This is a genomic window from Cupriavidus sp. UGS-1 (genome assembly GCF_021213615.1).
Classification (GTDB): Bacteria; Pseudomonadota; Gammaproteobacteria; order Burkholderiales; family Burkholderiaceae; genus Cupriavidus.
The window spans coordinates 60,395-81,565 of record NZ_JAJQJF010000004.1 but is presented as its reverse complement, the minus strand read 5'-3'; the positions used below and the strand labels follow the sequence as shown (position 1 = coordinate 81,565).

Annotated in this window: 18 protein-coding genes; 11 read left to right on the top strand and 7 right to left on the bottom strand. The window is 66.6% G+C overall.

Features of this window, described 5'->3' with window-relative positions; genetic code table 11:
* Window positions 1–182 precede the first annotated feature (182 nt).
* A complete protein-coding gene (locus LRR16_RS07025; RefSeq protein ID WP_006576073.1) occupies window positions 183–1,508 on the bottom strand; it encodes an MFS transporter in 1,326 nt (441 codons plus the stop codon).
* Window positions 1,509–1,710: 202 nt separating this feature from the next.
* On the opposite strand from LRR16_RS07025, the gene cyoA reads away from it, so the two are divergent.
* From cyoA to LRR16_RS06990, 7 genes are all read left to right on the top strand, one after another.
* Entirely contained in the window at window positions 1,711–2,868 is a 1,158-nt protein-coding gene (gene cyoA, locus LRR16_RS07020; protein WP_082371684.1) for a ubiquinol oxidase subunit II, read from the top strand.
* Window positions 2,861–4,864 (top strand): cytochrome o ubiquinol oxidase subunit I, encoded by a 2,004-nt coding sequence (cyoB, locus tag LRR16_RS07015; RefSeq protein WP_232205325.1) that lies wholly within the window; start codon window positions 2,861–2,863, stop codon window positions 4,862–4,864. Before cyoA ends, cyoB begins: the two co-directional genes overlap by 8 nt.
* Window positions 4,857–5,513 (top strand): cytochrome o ubiquinol oxidase subunit III, encoded by a 657-nt coding sequence (gene cyoC, locus LRR16_RS07010; protein WP_006577860.1) that lies wholly within the window; start codon window positions 4,857–4,859, stop codon window positions 5,511–5,513. The genes cyoB and cyoC overlap by 8 nt, the downstream gene beginning before the upstream one ends.
* Window positions 5,510–5,947, top strand: coding sequence for a cytochrome o ubiquinol oxidase subunit IV (cyoD, locus tag LRR16_RS07005; protein ID WP_006577859.1), 438 nt, complete (start codon window positions 5,510–5,512; stop codon window positions 5,945–5,947). Before cyoC ends, cyoD begins: the two co-directional genes overlap by 4 nt.
* Complete coding sequence (locus tag LRR16_RS07000) at window positions 5,944–6,747, top strand: SURF1 family protein (protein ID WP_083492714.1); 804 nt, start codon at window positions 5,944–5,946, stop codon at window positions 6,745–6,747. The genes cyoD and LRR16_RS07000 overlap by 4 nt, the downstream gene beginning before the upstream one ends.
* 110 nt (window positions 6,748–6,857) lie before the next feature.
* A complete protein-coding gene (locus LRR16_RS06995) occupies window positions 6,858–8,237 on the top strand; it encodes an ATP-binding protein (protein ID WP_232205324.1) in 1,380 nt (459 codons plus the stop codon).
* 67 nt (window positions 8,238–8,304) lie between these two features.
* Complete coding sequence (locus tag LRR16_RS06990; RefSeq protein ID WP_043440636.1) at window positions 8,305–8,820, top strand: response regulator transcription factor; 516 nt, start codon at window positions 8,305–8,307, stop codon at window positions 8,818–8,820.
* On the opposite strand, the gene LRR16_RS06985 is transcribed toward LRR16_RS06990, so the two are convergent.
* Complete coding sequence (locus LRR16_RS06985) at window positions 8,813–9,787, bottom strand: LysR family transcriptional regulator (RefSeq protein WP_232205323.1); 975 nt, start codon at window positions 9,785–9,787, stop codon at window positions 8,813–8,815. The genes LRR16_RS06990 and LRR16_RS06985 overlap by 8 nt on opposite strands.
* Before the next feature lie 113 nt (window positions 9,788–9,900).
* Between LRR16_RS06985 and LRR16_RS06980 the strand changes: the two genes are divergently transcribed.
* From LRR16_RS06980 to LRR16_RS06965, 4 genes are all read left to right on the top strand, one after another.
* On the top strand, window positions 9,901–10,653 hold the full coding sequence (locus LRR16_RS06980; RefSeq protein ID WP_232205322.1) for an SDR family oxidoreductase: 753 nt from the start codon (window positions 9,901–9,903) through the stop codon (window positions 10,651–10,653).
* A 13-nt stretch (window positions 10,654–10,666) separates the two neighbouring features.
* Complete coding sequence (locus tag LRR16_RS06975; protein WP_232205321.1) at window positions 10,667–11,290, top strand: NADPH-dependent F420 reductase; 624 nt, start codon at window positions 10,667–10,669, stop codon at window positions 11,288–11,290.
* A 206-nt stretch (window positions 11,291–11,496) separates the two neighbouring features.
* Window positions 11,497–13,059, top strand: a complete 1,563-nt coding sequence (locus LRR16_RS06970; RefSeq protein ID WP_232205320.1) for a class I adenylate-forming enzyme family protein — start codon at window positions 11,497–11,499, stop codon at window positions 13,057–13,059.
* Window positions 13,060–13,361: 302 nt separating this feature from the next.
* A complete protein-coding gene (locus LRR16_RS06965) occupies window positions 13,362–14,600 on the top strand; it encodes a TetR/AcrR family transcriptional regulator (protein WP_232205319.1) in 1,239 nt (412 codons plus the stop codon).
* An 85-nt stretch (window positions 14,601–14,685) separates the two neighbouring features.
* Here the strand turns inward: LRR16_RS06965 and LRR16_RS06960 are convergent, their stop codons facing one another.
* The 5 genes from LRR16_RS06960 to LRR16_RS06940 all read right to left on the bottom strand — a co-directional run bounded on the left by LRR16_RS06960 (window position 14,686) and on the right by LRR16_RS06940 (window position 20,927).
* Window positions 14,686–15,708: an ABC transporter ATP-binding protein gene (locus LRR16_RS06960; RefSeq protein ID WP_156526458.1), complete on the bottom strand. Its 1,023-nt coding sequence runs from the start codon at window positions 15,706–15,708 to the stop codon at window positions 14,686–14,688.
* A gap of 59 nt (window positions 15,709–15,767) precedes the next feature.
* A complete protein-coding gene (locus LRR16_RS06955) occupies window positions 15,768–16,760 on the bottom strand; it encodes an ABC transporter ATP-binding protein (RefSeq protein ID WP_232205318.1) in 993 nt (330 codons plus the stop codon).
* A 370-nt stretch (window positions 16,761–17,130) separates the two neighbouring features.
* Window positions 17,131–18,849 (bottom strand): ABC transporter substrate-binding protein, encoded by a 1,719-nt coding sequence (locus LRR16_RS06950; protein WP_232205317.1) that lies wholly within the window; start codon window positions 18,847–18,849, stop codon window positions 17,131–17,133.
* Window positions 18,850–19,011: 162 nt separating this feature from the next.
* Entirely contained in the window at window positions 19,012–19,971 is a 960-nt protein-coding gene (locus LRR16_RS06945; RefSeq protein WP_232205316.1) for an ABC transporter permease, read from the bottom strand.
* Complete coding sequence (locus tag LRR16_RS06940) at window positions 19,971–20,927, bottom strand: ABC transporter permease (protein WP_006577151.1); 957 nt, start codon at window positions 20,925–20,927, stop codon at window positions 19,971–19,973. Before LRR16_RS06940 ends, LRR16_RS06945 begins: the two co-directional genes overlap by 1 nt.
* Window positions 20,928–21,171: the final 244 nt, after the last annotated feature.

The following is a 21,171-nucleotide window of genomic DNA, read 5'->3' as shown; positions in this document are numbered from 1 at the left end:
CCGGGAGGGCGGTCCTTCGGCCCACCGCTATATATATAGGGAGAGGGGCGCGGAAGGCGGAATGTCGCAGCAGCGGATTGCGGCGCCCCGCCACGGACGGCCGGTCGCGGCGGGGGCGGAACGATGAAGCGCGGCGGCTGGAGCCGCCGCGCCGGTTTCAACGCGCGGCGTTCAACCGTGCGTCAGTCGCGTGTTTCCAGCGCGCGGTTGATGCGCAGGGCCAGCACCGTGCACGCGACGCCCGACAGCAGGTAGATGCTGACCGCGACCAGGCCGAACTTGACCGACAGGCCCAGCGCGACCAGTGGGGCGAAGGCCGCGCCGAACAGCCAGGCGAAGTCCGAGGTCAGCGCCGCGCCGGTATAGCGGAAGCGCCGCTCGAAGTTCGAGGTCACGGTGCCCGAAGCCTGGCCATACGACAGGCCGAGCAGCAGGAAGCCGATCAGGATGAACAGGTCCTGCCCCGCCTCCTCGCCGCCGAGCAGCATCGGCGTGAACAGGCTGAACACGCCGATCAGCGTCGCCAGCAGGCCCAGCGTGGTGCGCCGGCCGATGCGGTCGGCGATCCAGCCCGACAGGATGGTGCCGACGATGCCGACCAGCGCGCCGGCGATCTGCACTTTCAGCACGCTGTTGACGCTTTGGGTCGCCTGCAGCGCCAGCCAGGACAGCGGGAACACCGTCACCAGGTGGAACAGGGCATAGCTGGCCAGCGCGGCAAACGCGCCAATGAAGATGTTGTAGCCCTGGCCGCGCACCATCTCGCGCGTGCTGATCGGCTCGAGCTCGCCTTCCTCCAGCAGCCGCGTGTATTCCTCGGTCACCACCAGGCGCAACCGGGCGAACAGCGCGACCACGTTGATGGCGAAGGCCACGTAGAACGGATAGCGCCAGCCCCAGGCCAGGAAGTCGTCGGCCGCCAGGTTGGCGTGCAGGTACAGGAACAGTCCGCTGGCGACCAGGAAGCCGATCGGCGCGCCGAGCTGGCCCAGCATTGCGTACCAGCCACGGCGGTCGGGCGGCGCGTTCAGCGCCAGCAGCGACGGCAGGCCGTCCCAGGAGCCGCCGAAGGCCACGCCCTGCAGGAAGCGGAACACCGCCAGCATCACGATCGCGTTCTCGCCGAGCGAGGCATAGCCCGGCAGGAAGGCGATGCCGACCGTCGAGCAGCCCAGCAGGAACAGCGCGGCGGTCAGTTTGACGCCGCGGCCCCAGCGCCGCTGGATCGCCATGAACAGCGCGGTACCGAGTGGCCGCCCGAAAAAGGCGATCGCGAAGATGGTAAAGGCGTACAGCGTCCCTTCCAGCCGCCCGACGAACGGGAAGAATACCGACGGGAAGACCAGCACCGAGGCGATGCCGTAGACAAAGAAGTCGAAGTACTCGGAGGCCCGTCCGATGACGACGCCGGTGGCGATTTCGCCCGGGGCGACCGGCGAATGCGGTCGATCGTCGCTGGAGCTGAGTGAAGGGAAAGGCGCTTGCGAATCGTGCGTGATACTCGACATGCTTCCTCGCTAAATCAGGATAGCGCTACGCCGGACGGACGCGCCCGCCAGGCGCCGCGACCATTGGGACAAAATGTCCAATTCTCCGCGCTTGCCGAATAGAGTACATTCCGCCTCGGTTGTAACAGCTGCGCCCGTCGCACCCGAAGCATTCGTAGTACCAGTCTCCCCCAAGACGGCTACGCTATTTCCTCTGCCGGCAATGCCCCTCATTAATACCATTCGCGGGTTGATTTTGCTGCCCGCCATTACCCTATTGACAGGTTGTAATGCTGTGTTGTTGTCTCCTTCGGGTGACATTGCGGTACAGCAACGTAACCTAATATACATCTCCACGGCGCTGATGCTGCTGATCATCGTCCCGGTGATCGCGCTGACGCTGTTCTTCGCCTGGAAGTATCGGGCCTCGAACAAGAACGCCACCTACTCGCCCGACTGGGACCATTCCACGGTGCTGGAACTGGTGATCTGGTCGGCGCCGCTGCTGATCATCATCGCGCTGGGCGCGATCACCTGGGTCAGCACCCATGCGCTGGACCCGTACCGGCCGCTGGAGCGGATCGACGCCAAGCGCTCGCTGCCGACCAACGTCAAGCCGTTGACGGTGGAAGTCGTGGCGCTGGACTGGAAGTGGCTGTTCTTCTATCCGGAGCATGGCATCGCCACCGTCAATGAAATGGCGGCGCCGGTCGACCGTCCGATCCAGTTCAAGATCACCGCTTCGACGGTCATGAACTCGTTCTTCGTGCCGGCACTGGCAGGGCAGATCTACGCGATGCCGGGCATGGAGACCAAGCTGCACGCGGTGATCAACCAGCCGGGCGAATACGAGGGCCTGTCGGCCAACTACAGCGGCGCCGGCTTCTCGGGCATGCGCTTCAAGTTCCATGGTCTGGACGAGCAGGGCTTCGAGCAGTGGATCGCCAAGGCCAAGGCCAGCGGCCAGACGCTGACCCGCGAGGACTACCTGAAGCTGGAGCAGCCGAGCGAACGCGAACCGGTGCGCTACTACGCCAGCGTCGACAAGGGTCTGTACGACAAGATCCTGAACCGCTGCGTCGAAGCGAACCGCATGTGCATGAACGAAATGATGGCGATCGACGAGCAGGGCGGCCAGGGCAAGCCCGGCGCCTTCAACGTCGCCACGCTCGACCCCGCGACGCGCGCGCGCCTCGGCCTGCAGGATGCGCCGGTGCGCAGCTATGTCGGCGGCATGTGCACGGTCGCCGATCCGGACGGTTCCGGTGCCTTTGGCCCGGCCGCGTCCACCTTTGCGCCGGCCGGCGAATCCGCCGCCGTGACGCTTCCCCAGCTTCCTCTTACACAACGCGCTGTAGCCGGCGTTGACCAGCATGCTTGACAGTTTCGACCTCACCAAGCTCATTTTCGGCCGTCTCTCGTGGGAGGCGATCCCGCTGCACGAGCCCATCCTGATCGCCACCTTCGCGGCGGTCGTGCTCGGCGGGCTGACGCTCGTCGGCGCGCTGACCTACTTCCGCGCCTGGGGCTACCTGTGGCATGAGTGGTTCACCAGCATCGACCACAAGAAGATCGGCATCATGTACATGGTGCTCGGCCTGGTGATGCTGCTGCGCGGCTTCGCCGACGCGATCATGATGCGTCTGCAGCAGGCAATCGCCTTCGGCGACAACATGGGCTATCTGCCGCCGCATCACTACGACCAGATCTTCACCGCCCACGGCGTGATCATGATCTTCTTCGTGGCGATGCCGCTGGTCACCGGCCTGATGAACTACGTGGTGCCGCTGCAGATCGGCGCGCGCGACGTGGCCTTCCCGTTCCTGAACAACTTCAGCTTCTGGATGACCACCGCCGGCGCCGTGCTGGTGATGGTGTCGCTGTTCGTCGGCGAATTCGCCAAGACCGGCTGGCTGGCCTATCCGCCGCTGTCGGGCATCCTGCAGAGTCCGGACGTGGGGGTGGATTACTACATCTGGGCCTTGCAGATAGCGGGGATCGGCACATTGCTCTCTGGCGTCAACCTGCTGGTGACCATCGTCAAGATGCGCGCCCCGGGCATGACGATGATGAAGATGCCGGTCTTCACCTGGACCTCGCTGTGCACCAACGTGCTGATCGTCGCCGCCTTCCCGGTGCTGACGGCCGTGCTCGCGCTGCTGTCGCTGGACCGCTACGTCGGCACCAACTTCTTCACGAACGACTTCGGCGGCAACCCGATGATGTACGTGAACCTGATCTGGATCTGGGGCCACCCCGAGGTGTACATCCTGATCCTGCCGGCGTTCGGTATCTTCTCGGAAGTGGTATCGACCTTCTGCCGCAAGCGCCTGTTCGGCTATGCGTCGATGGTCTACGCGACGGTCGTGATCACGGTGCTGTCGTATCTGGTCTGGCTGCACCACTTCTTCACGATGGGTTCGGGTGCCAGCGTCAACTCGTTCTTCGGCATCACGACGATGATCATCTCGATCCCGACCGGGGCGAAGATCTTCAACTGGCTGTTCACGATGTACCGCGGCCGCATCCGCTTCGAAGTGCCGATGCTGTGGACCGTGGGCTTCATGGTCACCTTCGTGATCGGTGGCATGACCGGCGTGCTGCTCGCCGTGCCGCCCGCCGACTTCGTGCTGCATAACAGCCTGTTCCTGATCGCCCACTTCCACAACGTGATCATCGGTGGCGTGCTGTTCGGCCTGTTCGCCGGCATCAACTACTGGTTCCCGAAGGCGTTCGGCTTCAAGCTCGACGAGTTCTGGGGCAAGGTCTCGTTCTGGTTCTGGCTGATCGGTTTCTATGCCGCGTTCATGCCGTTGTACGTGCTGGGCCTGATGGGCGTGACCCGCCGCGTCAGCCACTTCACCGATCCGTCGCTGCAGATCTGGTTCCAGGTCGCCGCCGTCGGTGCGTTCCTGATCGCGATCGGCATCGCCGCCTTCGTGATCCAGCTGGCGGTCAGCTTCAAGCGCCGTGCCCAGCTGCGCGACGTGACCGGCGATCCGTGGGATGGCCGCACGCTGGAATGGTCGACCTCGTCGCCGCCGCCTGCGTACAACTTCGCGTTCACGCCGGTGGTGCACGACAACGACGCCTGGTGGCAGATGAAGGACCGCGGCTACGAGCGTCCGCAGAAGGGTTTCCTGCCGATCCACATGCCGAAGAACACCGGTGCGGGCATCATCCTCGCCGGCCTGTCGACGGTGCTGGGCTTCGCGCTGATCTGGCACATGTGGCTGCCGGCCGCCGTCGCGTTCGTCGCCCTGCTGGCGGTCGCGATCGGCCACACCTTCAATTACCAGCGTGATTACTACATCCCGGCGGAGCACGTCGTCCGCACCGAGGAAGAACGCACCCGCCTGCTTGCACAACATGCTTGACACCATCGCAACCCAACCGGCCGGCGCCAGCGGCGCGCCGGTCCGTGGCGGCTCCAACGAGCTGCGCTTCTACCTGCCGACCGAGCATCATCCGCAGAACGGGACGATGCTGGGCTTCTGGCTGTACCTGATGAGCGACTGCCTCATCTTCGCCTGCCTGTTCGCCGTGCACGGCGTGCTCGGCCGCAGCTATGCGGCCGGCCCGTCGGGCGCCGACCTGTTCGACCTGCCGCTGGTCGCGCTGAACACGTCGATGCTGCTGCTGTCGTCGATCACCTACGGCTTCGCGATGCTGGAGATGCAGCGCAACAAGCTGAAGGGCACGATGGTGTGGCTGGCCATCACCGGCCTGCTGGGCGCGGCCTTCGTCGGCCTCGAGCTGTACGAGTTCTCGCACCTGATCCACGAAGGCGCGGTGCCGCAGCGCAGCGCGTTCCTGTCGTCGTTCTTCACGCTGGTGGGCACCCACGGCCTGCACGTGACCTTCGGCATCATCTGGCTGATCACGCTGATGTTCCAGCTGAACAAGCACGGCCTGATCGCGGCGAACAAGCGCCGGCTGATGTGCCTGTCGCTGTTCTGGCACTTTCTGGATGTGGTCTGGATCGGCGTGTTTACCTTCGTCTATCTGATGGGAGTGATGGTATGAGCGCCCAAGACTATTCGTTCTCGAATCTGGCCGACAAGGGCCACGGTCATCACGGCGATCATGGCCATGGCCACGACGATCACCACGATCACGACGATGGCGCCGCGCATGGCACCCTCAAGAGCTATGTGATTGGCTTCGTGCTGTCGGTGATCCTGACGGCGATTCCGTTCTGGCTGGTGATGGGCAAGGTCATCGAGAATCAGAGCACTACCGCGCTGGTGATCCTGGGCTTTGGCGCCGTGCAGATCGTGGTCCACATGATCTACTTCCTGCACATGAACACCAAGTCGGAAGGTGGCTGGAACATGCTGGCGCTGATCTTCACGATCATCCTGGTTGTCATCACGCTGGTCGGCTCGCTTTGGGTCATGTATCACATGAACACGAATATGATGCCGACGATGACGCACGACATGAAATCGATGCCTTGACCTCGCCTCGACCTGTAAAACACAGCCCGGATCGCAAGCCCGTTCCCCGCAGCCCGGCCACCCTCGCGGTGCTGGCGCTGCTGGCGGTACTGGCTTTCGCCGGGCTGTTTGCCTTGGGCACCTGGCAGGTCGAACGCCGCGCCTGGAAGCTCGACCTGATCGAACGCGTCGAGGCGCGCGTCCATGCGCCGCCGGTCGACGCGCCGGCGCCCGAGCGCTGGCCCCTGGTCAGCGCCGCGGCCGACGAATACCGGCATGTGCGCGTGACCGGCACCTTCCTGCACGACCGGGAGACGCTGGTGCAGGCGACCACCGCGCTGGGCGGCGGTTTCTGGGTGATGACGCCGATGCGGATGCGCGACGGCACCGTGGTGCTGATCAATCGCGGCTTCGTGCCGCAGGAATTCCGCGCACGCGAGAGCCGCGCCGACAACGAGCCGAGCGGGGAGACCACGGTCACCGGCCTGCTGCGGATCACCCAGACCGGCGGCGGCTTCCTGCGCAGCAACGATCCGGGCGCCGACCTCTGGTATTCCCGCGACGTGCAGGCGATTGCCGCCGCACGTGGACTGGAACGGGTCGCGCCTTATTTCATCGATGCCGATGGCGATGCCGATGCGCAGCAGGCGCCCGGTGCGCCGGGCGCGCCGCGCCGCTGGCCGGTTGGCGGGCTGACCGTGGTGACCTTCCACAACAGCCATCTGGTCTATGCGCTGACCTGGTACGGGCTGGCGCTGATGGTGCTGGGCGCCGCCTGGTACGTCGGCCGCGACGAACTCCGGCTGCGCCGGGGCCATTGAGGGACAATGCGGGGCATGCCGGTTCGCACGGCATGCACTGACCCGCGGCGCCGCGGCGGTACGCTGCGGCACGTGGCAAACGCCGGCGCCATCCTGCTTCGACCCTGACGATGCCTCTTTCCACCGATTCCCCGCCCAAACCTGCCGGCGCCACGCTGGCGGCGCCCAACAGTGCGCCGGCCCCGGCGCGCCGCGGCGAGCGCGCGCTCGACGCCACCGCCCGCAAGAACATGGAGCAGCTGATCGAGCTGCGCTGGATTGCGGTGCTGGGGCAGGTCGCCACCATCAGCGTCGTGCATTTTGGCCTCGACGTGCCGCTGCCGGTCAACCAGATGCTGGCGGTGCTGCTGGGCCTGATTGCCTTCAACGCGCTGAGCCTGCTGCGGCTGCGCTTCGTCGTCGCCGAGGTCTCGCAGACCCAGCTGTTCGTCTCGCTGCTGGTCGATATCGGCACGCTGACCGCGCTGCTGTACCTGAGCGGCGGGGCCTCCAACCCCTTTGTCTTTCTCTATCTGCTACAGGTGATCCTCGGCGCGGTGTTGCTGCAGGCGTGGTCGATATGGGTCATCGTGGTGGTCACCGCCTCGTGCTTCGCCGGCCTGGCGCTGGTCGGCAAGCCGCTGGCGCTGCCGCCGGACCACGAGCAGGGGCTCGGCAGCCTCTATATCCAGGGCATGCTGATCTGCTTCGTGCTGAACGCCGCGCTGCTGGTGGTCTTCATCACGCGGATCATGCGCAATCTGCGCGCCCGCGACGAGCATCTGGCCGATCTGCGCCAGCGCGCCGCCGAGGAAGAACACATCGTCCGCATGGGCCTGCTGGCCTCGGGCGCCGCGCATGAACTGGGCACGCCGCTGGCCACGCTGGCGGTGATCCTGTCCGACTGGCGCCGCATGGAGCCGTTCTCGAAGGACCCGGAACTGCTGCAGGAACTCGGCGAGATGCAGACGCAGGTGCAGCGCTGCAAGTCGATCGTCAGCGGCATCCTGCTGTCTGCGGGCGAGGCGCGCGGCGAAGCGCTGACCGAAACCACGGTACGACGCTTCGTCGACGATCTGGTCGCCGAATGGCGCGCGACCCGGCCGGTCGCCGAGTTTTCCTACGACTACCGCTTCGGCCAGGACCTGCCGATCCTGTCGGACTCGGCCATCAAGCAGATGGTCTGCAACGTGCTCGACAACGCGCTGGAGGCCTCGCCGCGCTGGGTCGGCTTCGACGTGCGGCGCGAGGATGATACGCTGGTGCTGTCCGTGCTCGACGAGGGCCCCGGTTTCGCGCCGCAGATGCTCGAGCGCCTGGGCAAGCCGTACCAGTCGAGCAAGGGCCGGCCGGGCGGCGGACTGGGGCTGTTCCTGGTCGTCAATGTCGCCCGCACGCTGGGCGGCAGCGTCGCCGCGCACAACCGTCCGCAGGGCGGCGCGATGGTGACGATGAAGCTGCCGCTGGCGGCAATCACGCTGGAAGAGGAGGCCGAAGATGCTGCCCAATGATCCCGAGCGCGACCCCGCGGTGGCCGACCCACAGCCCCAGGCCGATCCCGAAGCCGGCCGCGTGCTGATGATCGTCGAGGACGACGCCGCCTTCGCCCGCACGCTGCGCCGCTCGTTCGAGAGGCGCGGCTATCAGGTCCTGCATGCGACCAGCCTCGAAGGGATGAACGAACTGCTGAAGGAACATTCGCCGGGCTATGCGGTGGTGGACCTGAAGTTGAAGGGCGAGGCCTCGGGCCTGGCCTGCGTGCAGGCGCTGCACGCGCACGATGCCGACATGCTGATCGTCGTGCTGACCGGCTACGCGAGCATCGCTACCGCGGTCGAGGCGGTCAAGCTCGGCGCCTGCCACTATCTGGCCAAGCCTTCGACCACCGACGACATCGAGGCCGCCTTCGAGCGCGCCACCGGCGACGTGGACGTCGAGGTCACCGGCCGCCCCACCTCGATCAAGACGCTCGAGTGGGAGCACATCCACGAGACGCTGGCCGCGACCGGCTTCAATATCTCCGAAGCCGCGCGCCGGCTCGGCATGCATCGCCGCACGCTGGCGCGCAAGCTCGAGAAGCAGCGGATCAAGTAAGGCTGCGCGGCGGTTTTGCCCGGCCTTCGTGGCGCAGGCCGCCGAGGCTGCCAGCAAACCGCTCCGCCAACCGCTCGCGGCGAAAGACCTCCACCACGTAGTCGACAAACACACGCGTCTTGGCCGGCAGCAGCGTGCGCGTCGGGTAGTACAGCGAGATCGCCCCCGCATCGGCGTACCACTGTGGCAGGACGCGGACCAGTTCGCCGCGCTCCAGCCACGGCAGCACATCGGGCACTGCCAGCAGCGTCACGCCAAGTCCTTGCAACGCGGCTTCGCGCATCGCGGCCGGATCGTTGAGGACGATGCGCTCCTGCATGGCGATTGCCTGTTCGTCGCCGGCGGCGTCGCGCATGACCCACTGGCGGGTACGCCCGGTATGTCCCGATCGCATGGCGATGCCATCCAGCGATTGCAGCATCGATGGATGGGTCGGCAACGTGCGCCCCCGCAAGTACGCCGGCGATGCGACCGCGATCACATGCGCGGGCGCCAGCGTGCGGGACACCATCCCCGCCGCCAGTTCGAAGCCTCCGCCGATGGCGGCGTCGAACCCTTCGGCAATCAGGTCGACCGCACGATTCTCGAAGTGCCATTCGGGCCGGATTGCGGGATAGCGGGCAAGAAATTCGGGCAACAGCGGCATTACCCACATCACGCCAAAGGAAGGCGCCAGGCTCAGCTTGAGCACGCCGGCGGGTTCGCCTCGATCGCTGGAGGCGGTGGCAATCGCCGCCTGCAGCGCCTCGAGATTGCCCCCGATGGCCGCGAGGAAGCGCTCGCCCGCCTCCGTCAAGGTCAGCTTGCGCGTCGAGCGCTGGAACAGCCTGACGCCCAGATTGCGCTCCAGCATGGCCACATTGCGGCTGACCGCGGCCGGTGTCAGCGCCAGGCGTCGGCCGGCAGCAGAAAAGCTGCCCGTTTCCGCGCTGCGGACGAACGATTCGAGGTTGGCCAGGGTCTCCATGCCGCTCATCTTATATGAACACTTGAAAATTATTCCAGTCATTGATGGCTAATCATCGGGCAATCGGCCGCCCATACTCCGTTCACACCTTCTTGACCAACGGAGAAACAGCCATGACGCAACAGATTCTTCCCCTGGCCGGCAAGACGGCCCTCGTGACCGGCGGCTCGCGCTCGATCGGCGCCGCCATCGCTCGCCGGCTCGCCGCCGACGGCGCAGCCGTCGCGCTGACCTATAGTGCATCCCCTGACAAGGCCGCCGCTGTCGTGGATGACATCGTGGCGGCCGGAGGCCGCGCCATCGCCATTGCCGCCGACGCGGGCGACCCTTCCGCCGTGCGCCGGGCGGTTGCCGGGACGGTCGAAGCCTTCGGCGGCATCGACATCCTCGTCAACAACGCCGGCCTGGGCCTGGGCGGCGCCATCGAAGACATCCCCTTCGAGACCTATGAACGGATGATCGCGGTCAACGTGACCGGCGTGTTCGTCGCCACCCAGGAAGCCGTACGGCAGATGAAGCCCGGTGGGCGCGTGATCCATATCGGCTCGTCGATGACGCGGTACGCAGCCTTTCCGACCGCGTCGCTCTATACCTTGACCAAGGGCGCCATTGCCGGCTTCAACCGCAGCCTGGTACGCGACCTCGGCCCGAAGGGCATCACCGTCAATACGGTCCATCCCGGCCCGACCGATACCGACATGAATCCCGATGGCGGCCCGGTCAGCGAGATCGTCGGCCCCGGCATTGCGCTGGGCCGATACGGGCAGCCGCGGGAGATCGCCGGCGTGGTCGCCTTCCTCGCGGGGCCCGACGCAGCTTTCGTGACCGGTGCCGACATCGTCGCGGACGGCGGCTTCACGGCCTGAGCCAGAGACAGTCATGCATAACGACATCGGCAAGACCATCGGCATCATCGGTGCCGGCGCGATCGGCACCGCGTTTGCGAAGGCGCTGGCCCGCCACGGCATCGAAGCGGTGATCGCAAACAGCCGGGGCCCGGACACGCTGCAGGACGCCGTACGGGCGATGGGCCCATCGATTCGCGCTGGCACGCGCGAGCAGGCCGCGGCGCAGGACATCGTGCTGGTTGCCGTCAATTGGTCGAAGCTGCCGGCGGCACTGGCGGGACTGCCCGATTTCGGCGGCCGCATTGTGATCGATGCCAACAATCCGATCGAAGCGCCGCTGTTTCGCCCCGTCGACCTGCATGGCATGTCGTCGAGCGCGGTGTTTGCCGGCCTTGTGCCCGGCGCGCGCGTCGTCAAGGCGTTCAATCACCTGCAGCCCGCACTGGTGTCGGGCGATCCGCAGGCCGACGGTGGTCGCCGCGTGCTGTTCCTGTCGGGCGACGATGCCGGCGCCAAGGCAGAGGCAGCCACGCTGATCGCGCGGCTGGGCTTTCTCGGCATCGATCTCGGTTCGCTCGACACCGGCGGACGCCAACACCAGTTTCCCGGCGGGCCGTTGGCGGCGCTGAACCTCGTCGCGATCGGTGCGCGGTAACAGGCGCTCGCGCGCGCCTCCCGGAGCGTCACGGCTTGTCTGATTCGTTGTTTCGGTATGGTCGCGATACTCCGTGGAAGCGATAGCTGCAGCGCAATAGCGTAGCGCTTACAATGACCGGCAGCGATTTAGAAAAGAGGGTCGGCCGCGTTCGGCGCGACGGCAAATCTGCCTGGCCGGTCCACGATCAAGGAGACCTTGCGCCCATGCCAATCGAAGCCCTGCTGGACCAGCCGCTCGGCAATCTCGCCGACTGCGTCCGCGCCCACGCCAACACCCGCCCCGAGCATCCCGCCGTCATCGACGACTGCGCCAGCCTGTCGTATCGCGAGTTCGACGCGCTGGTCGACCGCGTCGCGGCGGCGTTGCAGCGCGATGGCTTGCAGCCGGGCGATGCGCTGGCGATCTGCGCGGCCGCGTCGAGCGAGTACGCGGCGGTGTTCCTCGGCGGGCTGCGCGCGGGCGTGGCCATCGCGCCGCTGGCGCCATCATCGACGCCGCAGGCGCTGGCCGGCATGATCGCCGACTCCGATGCGAAGCTGCTGTTCGTCGACGCCCCGGTGCTTGGCGCATTGCAGGGCGCAGGCATCGGGGCCACGGTGCCGCGGATCGGGCTGGGGGACGCGCAGACCGGCAGGGCCTTCGCCGACTGGCTGGCGCCGGCCGGCAGCCGGCCGCGCGAGACGCCGCTGCGAGACGGCCAGGTCTTCAACATCATCTATTCGTCCGGCACCACGGGCGCGCCCAAGGGCATCGTGCACGACCACGCGCTGCGCTGGAACCAGATCCGCCGCGTCAACGAGACTGGTGGCTACGGACCCGATGCGGTGACGCTGATCGCCACGCCGCTGTATTCGAACACCACGCTGGTCAGCTTCATCCCGACGCTGGCGCTCGGCGGCACCGTGGTGCTGATGCCGAAATTCGATGCGCAGCGCTATCTCGAGCTCGCCCAGCGGCACCGCGTCACGCATGCGATGCTGGTGCCGGTGCAATACCAGCGGCTGCTGGCGCGCGACGATTTCGATCGCTACGACCTGTCGTCGTTCCGGATGAAGTTCTCGACCAGCGCGCCGCTGTCCGCGGCGCTGAAGGCGGATATCCTGCGCCGCTGGCCGGGCGGATTGGTCGAGTACTACGGCATGACCGAAGGCGGCGGCAGCTGCGTGCTGGCCGCGCACGAATTCCCGGACAAGCTGCATACGGTCGGCAAGCCGATGGAAGGGCACGACATCCGGCTGATCGACGACGACGGCAACGAGGTGCCGGTGGGCCAGATCGGCGAGGTCGTGGGGCATTCGAACACCATCATGGCTGGCTATCACAAGCAGCCCGACAAGACGGCCGCCGCGGAGTGGTACGACGCGACCGGCAAGCGCTTCATCCGGACGGGCGACGTCGGCCGCTTCGACGAGGACGGTTTCCTGACGCTGATGGACCGCAAGAAGGACATGATCATCAGCGGCGGCTTCAATATCTATCCGAGCGACCTTGAAGCGGTACTGCAGCAGCATGCCGACGTGGTCGAGTGCGCGGTGGTCGGCGTGCCGTCGCAAAGCTGGGGCGAGACGCCGGTGGCCTTCGCGGTGTTGCGCGAAGGTGCGGCCGTCGAAGCCGAGGCGCTGCGCGAATGGGTCAACGCGCAGGTCGGCAAGACGCAGCGTCTCGCCGCGCTGGAACTGTGCGCGCAGCTGCCGCGCAGCGCGATCGGCAAGGTGCTCAAGCGCGAGTTGCGCGATGGGTTTCGTGGGGGCAGGGCGCTCGATTGAGCGCTGTCGTGTGGGGAGCGCGGTTGCCCTCTCCCCCGGCCCCTCTCCCGCAAGCGGGAGAGGGGAGAAAACCGACGGTCTCACACCCGCTCCCGAACGGTATTCTTCCTCTCCCCCAGCCCCCTGCCCCGCGAGCGGGAGAGGCGAGTAAACCGCCGGTACCACGATGGCTTGCGCACTGTGTTCACCCTCTCCCCCTCAGGGGGAGAGGGCCGGGGAGAGGGGGTGGTCTTCATCGCCCCATGAGCCCACTGCCCGCCCGCTATAATCCGCCGACCGATCGACCGCCCACGCACTCCTCCATGCTCAAGGACCCTGTCGAAGCCCGCCCGACGCGCCGCTATGTCGAGAAGCGCGAGACCATTCTCGATGCGGCCGCGATGCGCTTCAATCGCAAGGGCGTGCGCGGCACCACGCTGTCGGACGTTGCGCAGGACGTCGGCCTGAGCACCAACAGCATCACCTACTACTACCGCAAGAAGGAAGACCTGGTGGTCGCCTGCCTGCTGCGGACCATCGACGAGATGGTCGGCATCGCGGCGCAGGCCAGCGCGCAGGCCACCCCTGGCGAGCGGGTCGCGGCATTCATCCGGCTGTTCTTCGCGCGGCTCGCGCTGACGGCCACCGGCGAGCGTCCGGAGCTGATGAGCTTTCGCGAGATTCGCACGCTGCCCGACAGCCATGCCGAGGTCGCGTTCAGCGCGTACAACGACATGTTCCGCCGCATCCGCCAGCTGCTGCGCGAGCGCACGCCGGTCGACGCCGCCGAGCGCAGCGTGCTGAGCGCGCGCGCCCACCTGCTGTTGTCGCTGGCAACGGGCGCGATGGTCTGGATCGAGCGCTACGAGCCCGAGGACTATCCGAAGGTCGCCGAGTCGGTGATCGACCTGCTGCTGCATGGCATCGGCTCGCGCGCGGCGCGCTGGAAGGAGGCGGTCGATACGGCCGCGCTACTACCTTGCCTCGACCAGCCGGAGACCACGCAGCAGGCCTTCCTGCGTGCCGCCACCGACCTGCTGAACGAGCAAGGCTATCGCGGCGCCTCTGCCGACCGAATCTCGGCCCGGCTCAATCTGACCAAGGGTTCGTTCTATCACCACAACGAAAACAAGGACGACCTGATCGCCGCCTGCTTCGACCGGATGTTCGACGTGATACGCAGCACGCAGACGCTGGTCGAGAACGGGCCCGGTACCGGCTGGGACAAGCTGTGCGCGGTCACGCGCGCGCTGGTCCACTACCAGTTCTCCAGCCAGGGACCGCTGCTGCGGCTGACGATCTATGGCGCCTTGCCCGAGGAAATGCGCAAGGAAAAGATGCTGACGATGAACCGGCTGTCGGCGCGCTTCGTGCGATTCCTGGTGCAGGGCATGCAGGACGGCTCGATCCGGCCGCTCGACCAATCGATCGCGGCGCTGCAGATCAACGGCATGATCAACGCCGCGGTCGAGCTGCGCCGCTGGGTGCGCGATGCCTCGTCGGACAACGCGGCCGATCTGTTCGTGCGGCCGCTGCTGATGGGGATCCTGTCGCCGGCGTAGCGGCGTTCGGCGTGGTCGGCACGGCAGTACCGTCCAGTCGTACTGCCGCTCGTATCGCTGATTCGTACCCGCTGATTCGTACCGCTTATTCGTAAAGATGGCAGGCCACCATCTGCCCGTCGCCGCTGTCGCGCAGCGCCGGCTCCTGTGACTTGCAGCGCTCCATCGCCACCGGGCAACGCGTATGGAAGCGGCAGCCCGATGGCGGATGCATCGGGCTGGGGACCTCGCCGCGCAGCACGATCCGCTTGCGCTGGCGCTCGGCCTCGACGTTCGCCACCGGCACCGCCGACAGCAGCGCCTGCGTGTACGGATGGCGCGGCTGCGCATAGAGCGCATCCCGATCGGCGATCTCGACGATGCGGCCCAGGTACATCACCGCGATGCGGTCGCTGATATGGCGTACCACGGCCAGATCGTGCGCGATGAACAGATACGACAGCCCGAGCCGCCGCTGCAGGTCCATGAAGACGTTGACCACCTGCGCCTGGATCGAGACGTCCAGCGCCGATACCGGTTCGTCGCAGACGATCACGCCGGGCTTGAGGGCCAGCGCACGCGCGATGCCGATGCGCTGGCGCTGCCCACCGGAGAACTCGTGCGGATAGCGGTCCGCCATATAGGGCAGCAGTCCCACCATCTCCAGCAGCTCGCCCACACGCGCCCGCGTGGCCGCGCGATCGCCGGCCATGCCATGGATCTCCAGCGGCTCGGCCACGATATCGCGCACCTTCATGCGAGGGTTCAACGAACCGAACGGATCCTGGTAGACCATCTGCACGCTGCGGCGGAAGTGCTTCTCCTGGGCGCGCGTCATCTGCGCGAGATCGGTGCCGTCGTAGTCGATGCGTCCGCCGCTGGCCGCCAGCATCTTCAGGATCGCCAGTCCGGTGGTCGACTTGCCGCAGCCGCTCTCGCCGACCAGGCCCAAGGTCTCGCCCTGTCGCAGCGTGAACGACACGCCGTCGACCGCCTTGACCGAGCCGACCTGGCGCTTGAGCACCACGCCGCGCATGACGGGGAAATGCACCTTCAGGTCTTGCACCCGCAGGATCTCGCGGCCGATGGTGCGAGGGCGGGGCGCCGGGGTTGGCACGGCCAGCGGCATGCCATCGGCAGCGAAGGCGGCATCGTTGATGGCGGGCGTATCGAGCGCGGCGGTGGCGGTCATGGCGTCTCCTGCAGATGGCAGGCATTCAGATGAATCGGAAGCCCGCGGCCATCGGCGGTGGTCTTCAGCATCGGGCGCGTGACGCGGCATTGCGCCTGGGCCAGCGCGCAGCGCGGTTGAAAGGCGCAGCCGGGACCGAGCGCGGTCAGGTCCGGCGGCTGGCCCTCGATCGGCACCAGCGCCTGGCTGGTGTCGCCATCGAGCCGCGGCACGCAGGCCATCAGCCCGCGCGTGTAGGGATGGCGCGGGTCGCGGTACAGCTCGTCGGCCGAGGCCATCTCGACCAGGCGGCCGCCATACATCACCGCGACGCGATCGGCGTAGCGCGCCACCACGCCGAGGTCATGCGTGATCAGGATCAGCGCGGTGCCCAGCCGCTGCGCCAGATCCTTCAGCAGATCGAGGATCTGCGCCTGTACCGTGACGTCGAGCGCGGTGGTCGGCTCGTCGGCGATGATCAGCTGCGGCTTGCAGGCCAGAGCCATCGCGATCATCGCGCGCTGCCGCATGCCGCCGGAGAACTGATGCGGATAGGCGTTCAGGCGGCTGGCCGGCTCGGGAATCTGCACCTGGCCGAGCAGCTCGGCGGCCATGCCCAGCGCGGTCTTCCACGGCAGCTTCTGATGCAGCTGGATCGGCTCGGCGATCTGCTTGCCGATCGTCAGCGCCGGGTTCATCGACGACATCGGCTCCTGGAAGATCATCGCGATGCGATTGCCGCGGATCGCGCGCATCGCGTCGGCATCGAGCTTGAGCAGGTCCTGGCCGTCGAACAGGATCTCGCCGCCATCGATCGAACCGGGCGGGCGCGGAATCAGGCCGAGGATCGACAGCGCGGTCACGCTCTTGCCGGAACCCGATTCGCCGACGATGGCGAGCGTCTCGCCGGGCGCCACGTCGAAGGAGACCTGATCGACCGCGGTCACCACGCCGCGATCGGTACGAAAGCGGGTGGTCAGATTGCGGACCTGCAGGATCGGCTGCGTCATTGGCTTCCTCCTGGTATGGCATCCACGTCGTTCCCGTCTGCTTGAGGCCACAGGAACGTTTCGCAACTCCGTCGTCCCCGCGAATGCGGGGACCCAGTGACTTCAACGAGCTCATCAAGCCGCTGGGCCCCCGCTTTCGCGGGGGCGACAGGGATGATCTGCTCCTCTGTTCCCGTCGTCCCCGCGAATGCGGGGACCCAGTGACTTCCATGAGTCCATCAAGCCGCTGGGCCCCCGCCTGCGCGGGGGCGACAGGGATGTTCTGCTCCTCTGTCCCCGTCGTCCCCGCGAATGCGGGGACCCAGTGACTTCCATGAGTCCATCAAGCCGCTGGGCCCCCGCCTGCGCGGGGGCGACAATCATCGGGCCGTCAGAAGCCCATCTTTTTCTTCATCTCCTGATCGATCCACACCCGCGCGTAGATCGGTCCGGGCCGCACCGCGCCGGCGCGCAGCTCGCCGCCGTAGTTCTTGACCCACGGCCACCAGGCCGTATAGACGTACTGCGTCGGCAGCCAGATATACGGGGCCTGCGCGACGATCTCGCGCGTCAGCGCGCGCAGCGCCTCCTGCCGCTTGCCGACGTCTCGCAGCTCGAAGGCCTCCTCGACCTTCTTGTCGAACTTCGGGTCGTTCCATTGCGAGGCGTTCCACACCTGGCCGCTGACGAAGCTCTTGCGGATCGTCGTGGTCGGATTGGTATGGCCGTTGTTCATCATGTAGCCGGGCGCATTGGTCTTGGTCGTCATCGCCGACAGGAAGGCGCCGTACTCCATCGGCTGGATCTGGATGCGCACGCCTACCTGTTCGAGATAGGCGGCGATCAGCGGCAGCAGCTCCATATGGTCCGGGCTGCAGGCGCAGACCTGCACCTTGAAGGTAAATCCCTTCGGATAGCCGGCCTCGGCGAGCAGCTTGCGCGCCTTGTCGGGGTTGTAGGTGAACAGCTCCTTGACGTTGTCCGGCATCGCGCTCAGGGGCTCGTAGTAGCCGCCGTAGTCGGGATGCTGCGGATAGGCGAACAGCTCCGCATTGCCGCCGTAGTACTGCTTGACGATCTCCTGCTTGTTGACCGCCATGTTCAGCGCGCGCCGGACCCGGATGTCGTTGAACGGCTTGGTATCGACCCGCATCGCCAGATACTGGCCGGTGTACGACAGCCAGCGCGACCACTGCAGCTGCGGGGCGCTGCGCTTGAGCTCGTCGACCGCGGTCCAGCGCAGTCCCTCCATGATGTCGATCTTGCCGGTGCGCAGCATCGTGTTGCGCGTGGCCTCGTCCTTGATCGTGCGCAGCACCACCTTGTCGACGAAGGGCAGCTTGTAGTCCTTGTTGCCGATGCGCTCGCTGTCCCAGTACTGCGGGTTCTTCGTGTAGGTGCTGGCGTTGCCCTGCACGAACTGGGTCAGCGTGAACGGGCCGGTGCCGTTGACGTTCTTCCAGTTGGCGGCGCCGGCAGTAGCAACCTCCTTGGGCATGATCCCCGAGTAGTAGCCCCAGCCGAAGCGGTAGTCCCACTCGGCGTTGAATTCCTTGAAGCGGAACAGCACCGTGTGCTTGTCGCGCGCCTCGACCTTGCTCAGGTGATCGAAGTACGTCGGGATCTTCTTGGCGCTGGCCTCCTGCCGGCCGTAGCTGAACACCACGTCCTCGGCGACCAGCTCGCGCTCCTCCATCACGCCCGGTTTGGCCGGGAACTTGACGCCCTTGCGCAGCTTGACCTCGAGCGTCAGCGGATCGGTCCATTTCCACGACTCGGCCAGCTCGCCGCGGATCGCGTCCTCCGGCAGCCAGGCATCGGCCTGGAACGCGTACTTGCCGCCGTTGCGCTTGGACTTGCTCAGGTCGGCGACGAACAGCTGCTCGTAGACCTGGCCGGTGTCGTAGTTCTGCTTCCAGTTCCAGTCGGCCAGATCCCACGACAGGGCCGAGATGGTCGGATAGACCGAGCCGATCTCCACGGTGCCGCCGTACTTCGGCGCCTCGGGCTGCGCGAGGGCGCTGCCGGCAGTCACGGCCAGCGCGATCGCCGCGGCGATCGCCGTTCCCCCTTTTGCCGAGCGGCGGAACGCGTTGTCGTTGCTCTTCATCTCCGTCTCCTGTTTCCGGATTTCCGGCAGTGCCACCGTGTCGCTCCCGCGCATGCGGGAACCCAGCGTCTCTGGAAGCCACTGGGTCCCCGCCTTCGCGGGGACGACAAGGCTTGTCGGCAGTCTGGTTTCTTCTGGTTTGTCGGATGCGTCGTGTTGCCGCTACCGGCTGCCCCGCATGCGCGGATCGAGCAGGTCGCGCAGCGCGTCGCCGTAGACGTTGATCGCGTAGACCACCACGGTCAGGCAGGCGCCGGGCGCCAGCGCGAGCCACGGGCCCTGGAACATGAAGGTGCGGCCGTCGCCGGACAGCATGCCGCCCCAGGTCGGCGCCGGCGGCGGCACGCCCAGGCCCAGGAAGGACAGGCCGGACTCGGCGAGGATCGCGGTGCCGACGCGCGTGGTGAACAGCACGATCACTGGCGGCAGCACGTTCGGCAGGATGTGGCGCCACAGGATGCGCGGCGTCGACGCGCCCATCGACTGCGCGGCGTGCACATACATGTTCTCGCGCACCGACACCACGGCGCTGCGCACGATGCGCGAGCCGCCGATGCCGAGCAGCAGGCCCAGCGTCACCACGATCTGCCAACTGCCCGGGCCGAGCACCGACACCACGACGATCAGGATCACCAGATCGGGAAAGCTCATCCATGCATCGACGAAGCGCTGCACCACCAGGTCGAACTTGCCGCCGAGATAGCCGGTCAGGATGCCGAGCAGCACCGAGACCGCGGTGGCAAGCGTCGCGGCCGACAGCCCGATCACTACCGACAGCTGCGCGCCGTACAGGCAGCGCGACAGCATGTCGCGGCCCAGATTGTCGGTGCCGAATGGATGCGCCCACGACGGCGGCTGCAGCCGATGCAACATGTTGATCTCGTTGACGCCGTAGGGCGCCAGCACGTCGGCGAAGACGCCGCAGAACAGGAAGATCGCGCAGATCACCGCGCCCGCCGCACCCAGCGGCTTGTCGCGGAACAGGCGGCGCAGCAGGCCGAAGCCGGGCCAGTGGCGGGTGGCGGTCGACGTCGCCGCCGTTGTCGTTGTCGTTGCCGCTGCCACGGCCGCGTCGGCAGCGGACGGTGCGACGGAGGGCAGGGGAGTCACGGAACGTGCCATCAGCGATGCCTCACTTTCGGATCGAACAATCCGTAGCTCAGGTCCACCAGCAGATTGATCAGCATCACCGCGACGCCGACCACCAGGAACACACCGGTGATCACCGGATAGTCGCGCTGATGCACCGCGTCGAGCAGCAGCAGGCCCATGCCGGGCAGCGCGAAGATCTGCTCGATGATCACCGCGCCGCCGATCAACAGCGGCGCCTGCAGGCCCACCAGCGTGACCACCGGGATCAGCGCATTGCGCAGTGCATGCCGCAGGATCACCATCCGCTCGTTCAGTCCCTTGGCCCAGGCGGTACGGATATAGTCCTGGCGCAGCACCTCGAGCATCATCGTGCGCGTCATCCGCATCGTGATCGCCGACAGCGCCATGCCGAGCACGATCGCCGGCACCAGCATCTGCTGCAGGTGCTGCAGCGGGTTCTCGCGGAACGGCACGTAGCGGACCTCCGGCGACCATCCCCACCAGACCGACGGAAAGACCATCACCATCGTGCCCAGCCAGAAGCTCGGCACCGCCAGCATCAGGATCGAGAACGAGCGCGCCACGTAGTCGGCTGCGCTGTCCTGCCGGATCGCCGACAGCACCCCGATCGGCAGCGCCACCGACAGCGCCACCACCAGCGCGATGACGCCGAGCGACAGCGTCACCGGGATGCGCGCCATTACCATCTTCAGCACCGGCTCGCCCTGCCACAGCGACACGCCAAGGTCGCCGTGCAGCACGATGTTGCCGACCCAGTGCAGGTATTGCTGCCACATCGGCCGATCGAGGCCGAGCAGCTGCATCAGTTCCTCGCGGCTGCGCACATCGGCACTGATGTCGTTCTGGCTCAGCATCAGGTCGACCACGTCGCCCGGCACCAGCCGCACGATCGAGAACACGATGATGCTGGCGAACAGCAGCGTGGGCAGCAGCGCCAGCAGCCGGCGCATCAAGTAGGCGCTCATGGGCGCCTCGCATGGCGGGCGGCGCGGCTGACCGCGCGCGCCAATGCCGGCGGGGATACCGGCAACACGATTTCTGCTGATGCTCCGGCCATGCTGTCTCCTGTTTCCGCCTACAGGTCATTGCCTGTGGCGGTATTTCGGCACGCGGAATGCAGTTTTTGTGCGGGGCAATGCAGCGATCAGCCTTGCGCCGATCGCGATCCCAGCATACTCATCGTTCGAAGCGATGACAACCCGAAGGCAC

Bases quoted from the DNA above. Each gene is read 5' to 3' on its own strand.
- LRR16_RS07025 (WP_006576073.1), bottom strand. From the start codon at position 1,508: ATGTCGAGTATCACGCACGATTCGCAAGCGCCTTTCCCTTCACTCAGC.
- cyoA (WP_082371684.1), top strand. From the start codon at position 1,711: ATGCCCCTCATTAATACCATTCGCGGGTTGATTTTGCTGCCCGCCATT.
- cyoB (WP_232205325.1), top strand. From the start codon at position 2,861: ATGCTTGACAGTTTCGACCTCACCAAGCTCATTTTCGGCCGTCTCTCG.
- cyoC (WP_006577860.1), top strand. From the start codon at position 4,857: ATGCTTGACACCATCGCAACCCAACCGGCCGGCGCCAGCGGCGCGCCG.
- cyoD (WP_006577859.1), top strand. From the start codon at position 5,510: ATGAGCGCCCAAGACTATTCGTTCTCGAATCTGGCCGACAAGGGCCAC.
- LRR16_RS06995 (WP_232205324.1), top strand. From the start codon at position 6,858: ATGCCTCTTTCCACCGATTCCCCGCCCAAACCTGCCGGCGCCACGCTG.
- LRR16_RS06990 (WP_043440636.1), top strand. From the start codon at position 8,305: ATGATCGTCGAGGACGACGCCGCCTTCGCCCGCACGCTGCGCCGCTCG.
- LRR16_RS06985 (WP_232205323.1), bottom strand. From the start codon at position 9,787: ATGGAGACCCTGGCCAACCTCGAATCGTTCGTCCGCAGCGCGGAAACG.
- LRR16_RS06980 (WP_232205322.1), top strand. From the start codon at position 9,901: ATGACGCAACAGATTCTTCCCCTGGCCGGCAAGACGGCCCTCGTGACC.
- LRR16_RS06975 (WP_232205321.1), top strand. From the start codon at position 10,667: ATGCATAACGACATCGGCAAGACCATCGGCATCATCGGTGCCGGCGCG.
- LRR16_RS06970 (WP_232205320.1), top strand. From the start codon at position 11,497: ATGCCAATCGAAGCCCTGCTGGACCAGCCGCTCGGCAATCTCGCCGAC.
- LRR16_RS06965 (WP_232205319.1), top strand. From the start codon at position 13,362: ATGCTCAAGGACCCTGTCGAAGCCCGCCCGACGCGCCGCTATGTCGAG.
- LRR16_RS06960 (WP_156526458.1), bottom strand. From the start codon at position 15,708: ATGCCGCTGGCCGTGCCAACCCCGGCGCCCCGCCCTCGCACCATCGGC.
- LRR16_RS06955 (WP_232205318.1), bottom strand. From the start codon at position 16,760: ATGACGCAGCCGATCCTGCAGGTCCGCAATCTGACCACCCGCTTTCGT.
- LRR16_RS06950 (WP_232205317.1), bottom strand. From the start codon at position 18,849: ATGAAGAGCAACGACAACGCGTTCCGCCGCTCGGCAAAAGGGGGAACG.
- LRR16_RS06945 (WP_232205316.1), bottom strand. From the start codon at position 19,971: ATGGCACGTTCCGTGACTCCCCTGCCCTCCGTCGCACCGTCCGCTGCC.
- LRR16_RS06940 (WP_006577151.1), bottom strand. From the start codon at position 20,927: ATGAGCGCCTACTTGATGCGCCGGCTGCTGGCGCTGCTGCCCACGCTG.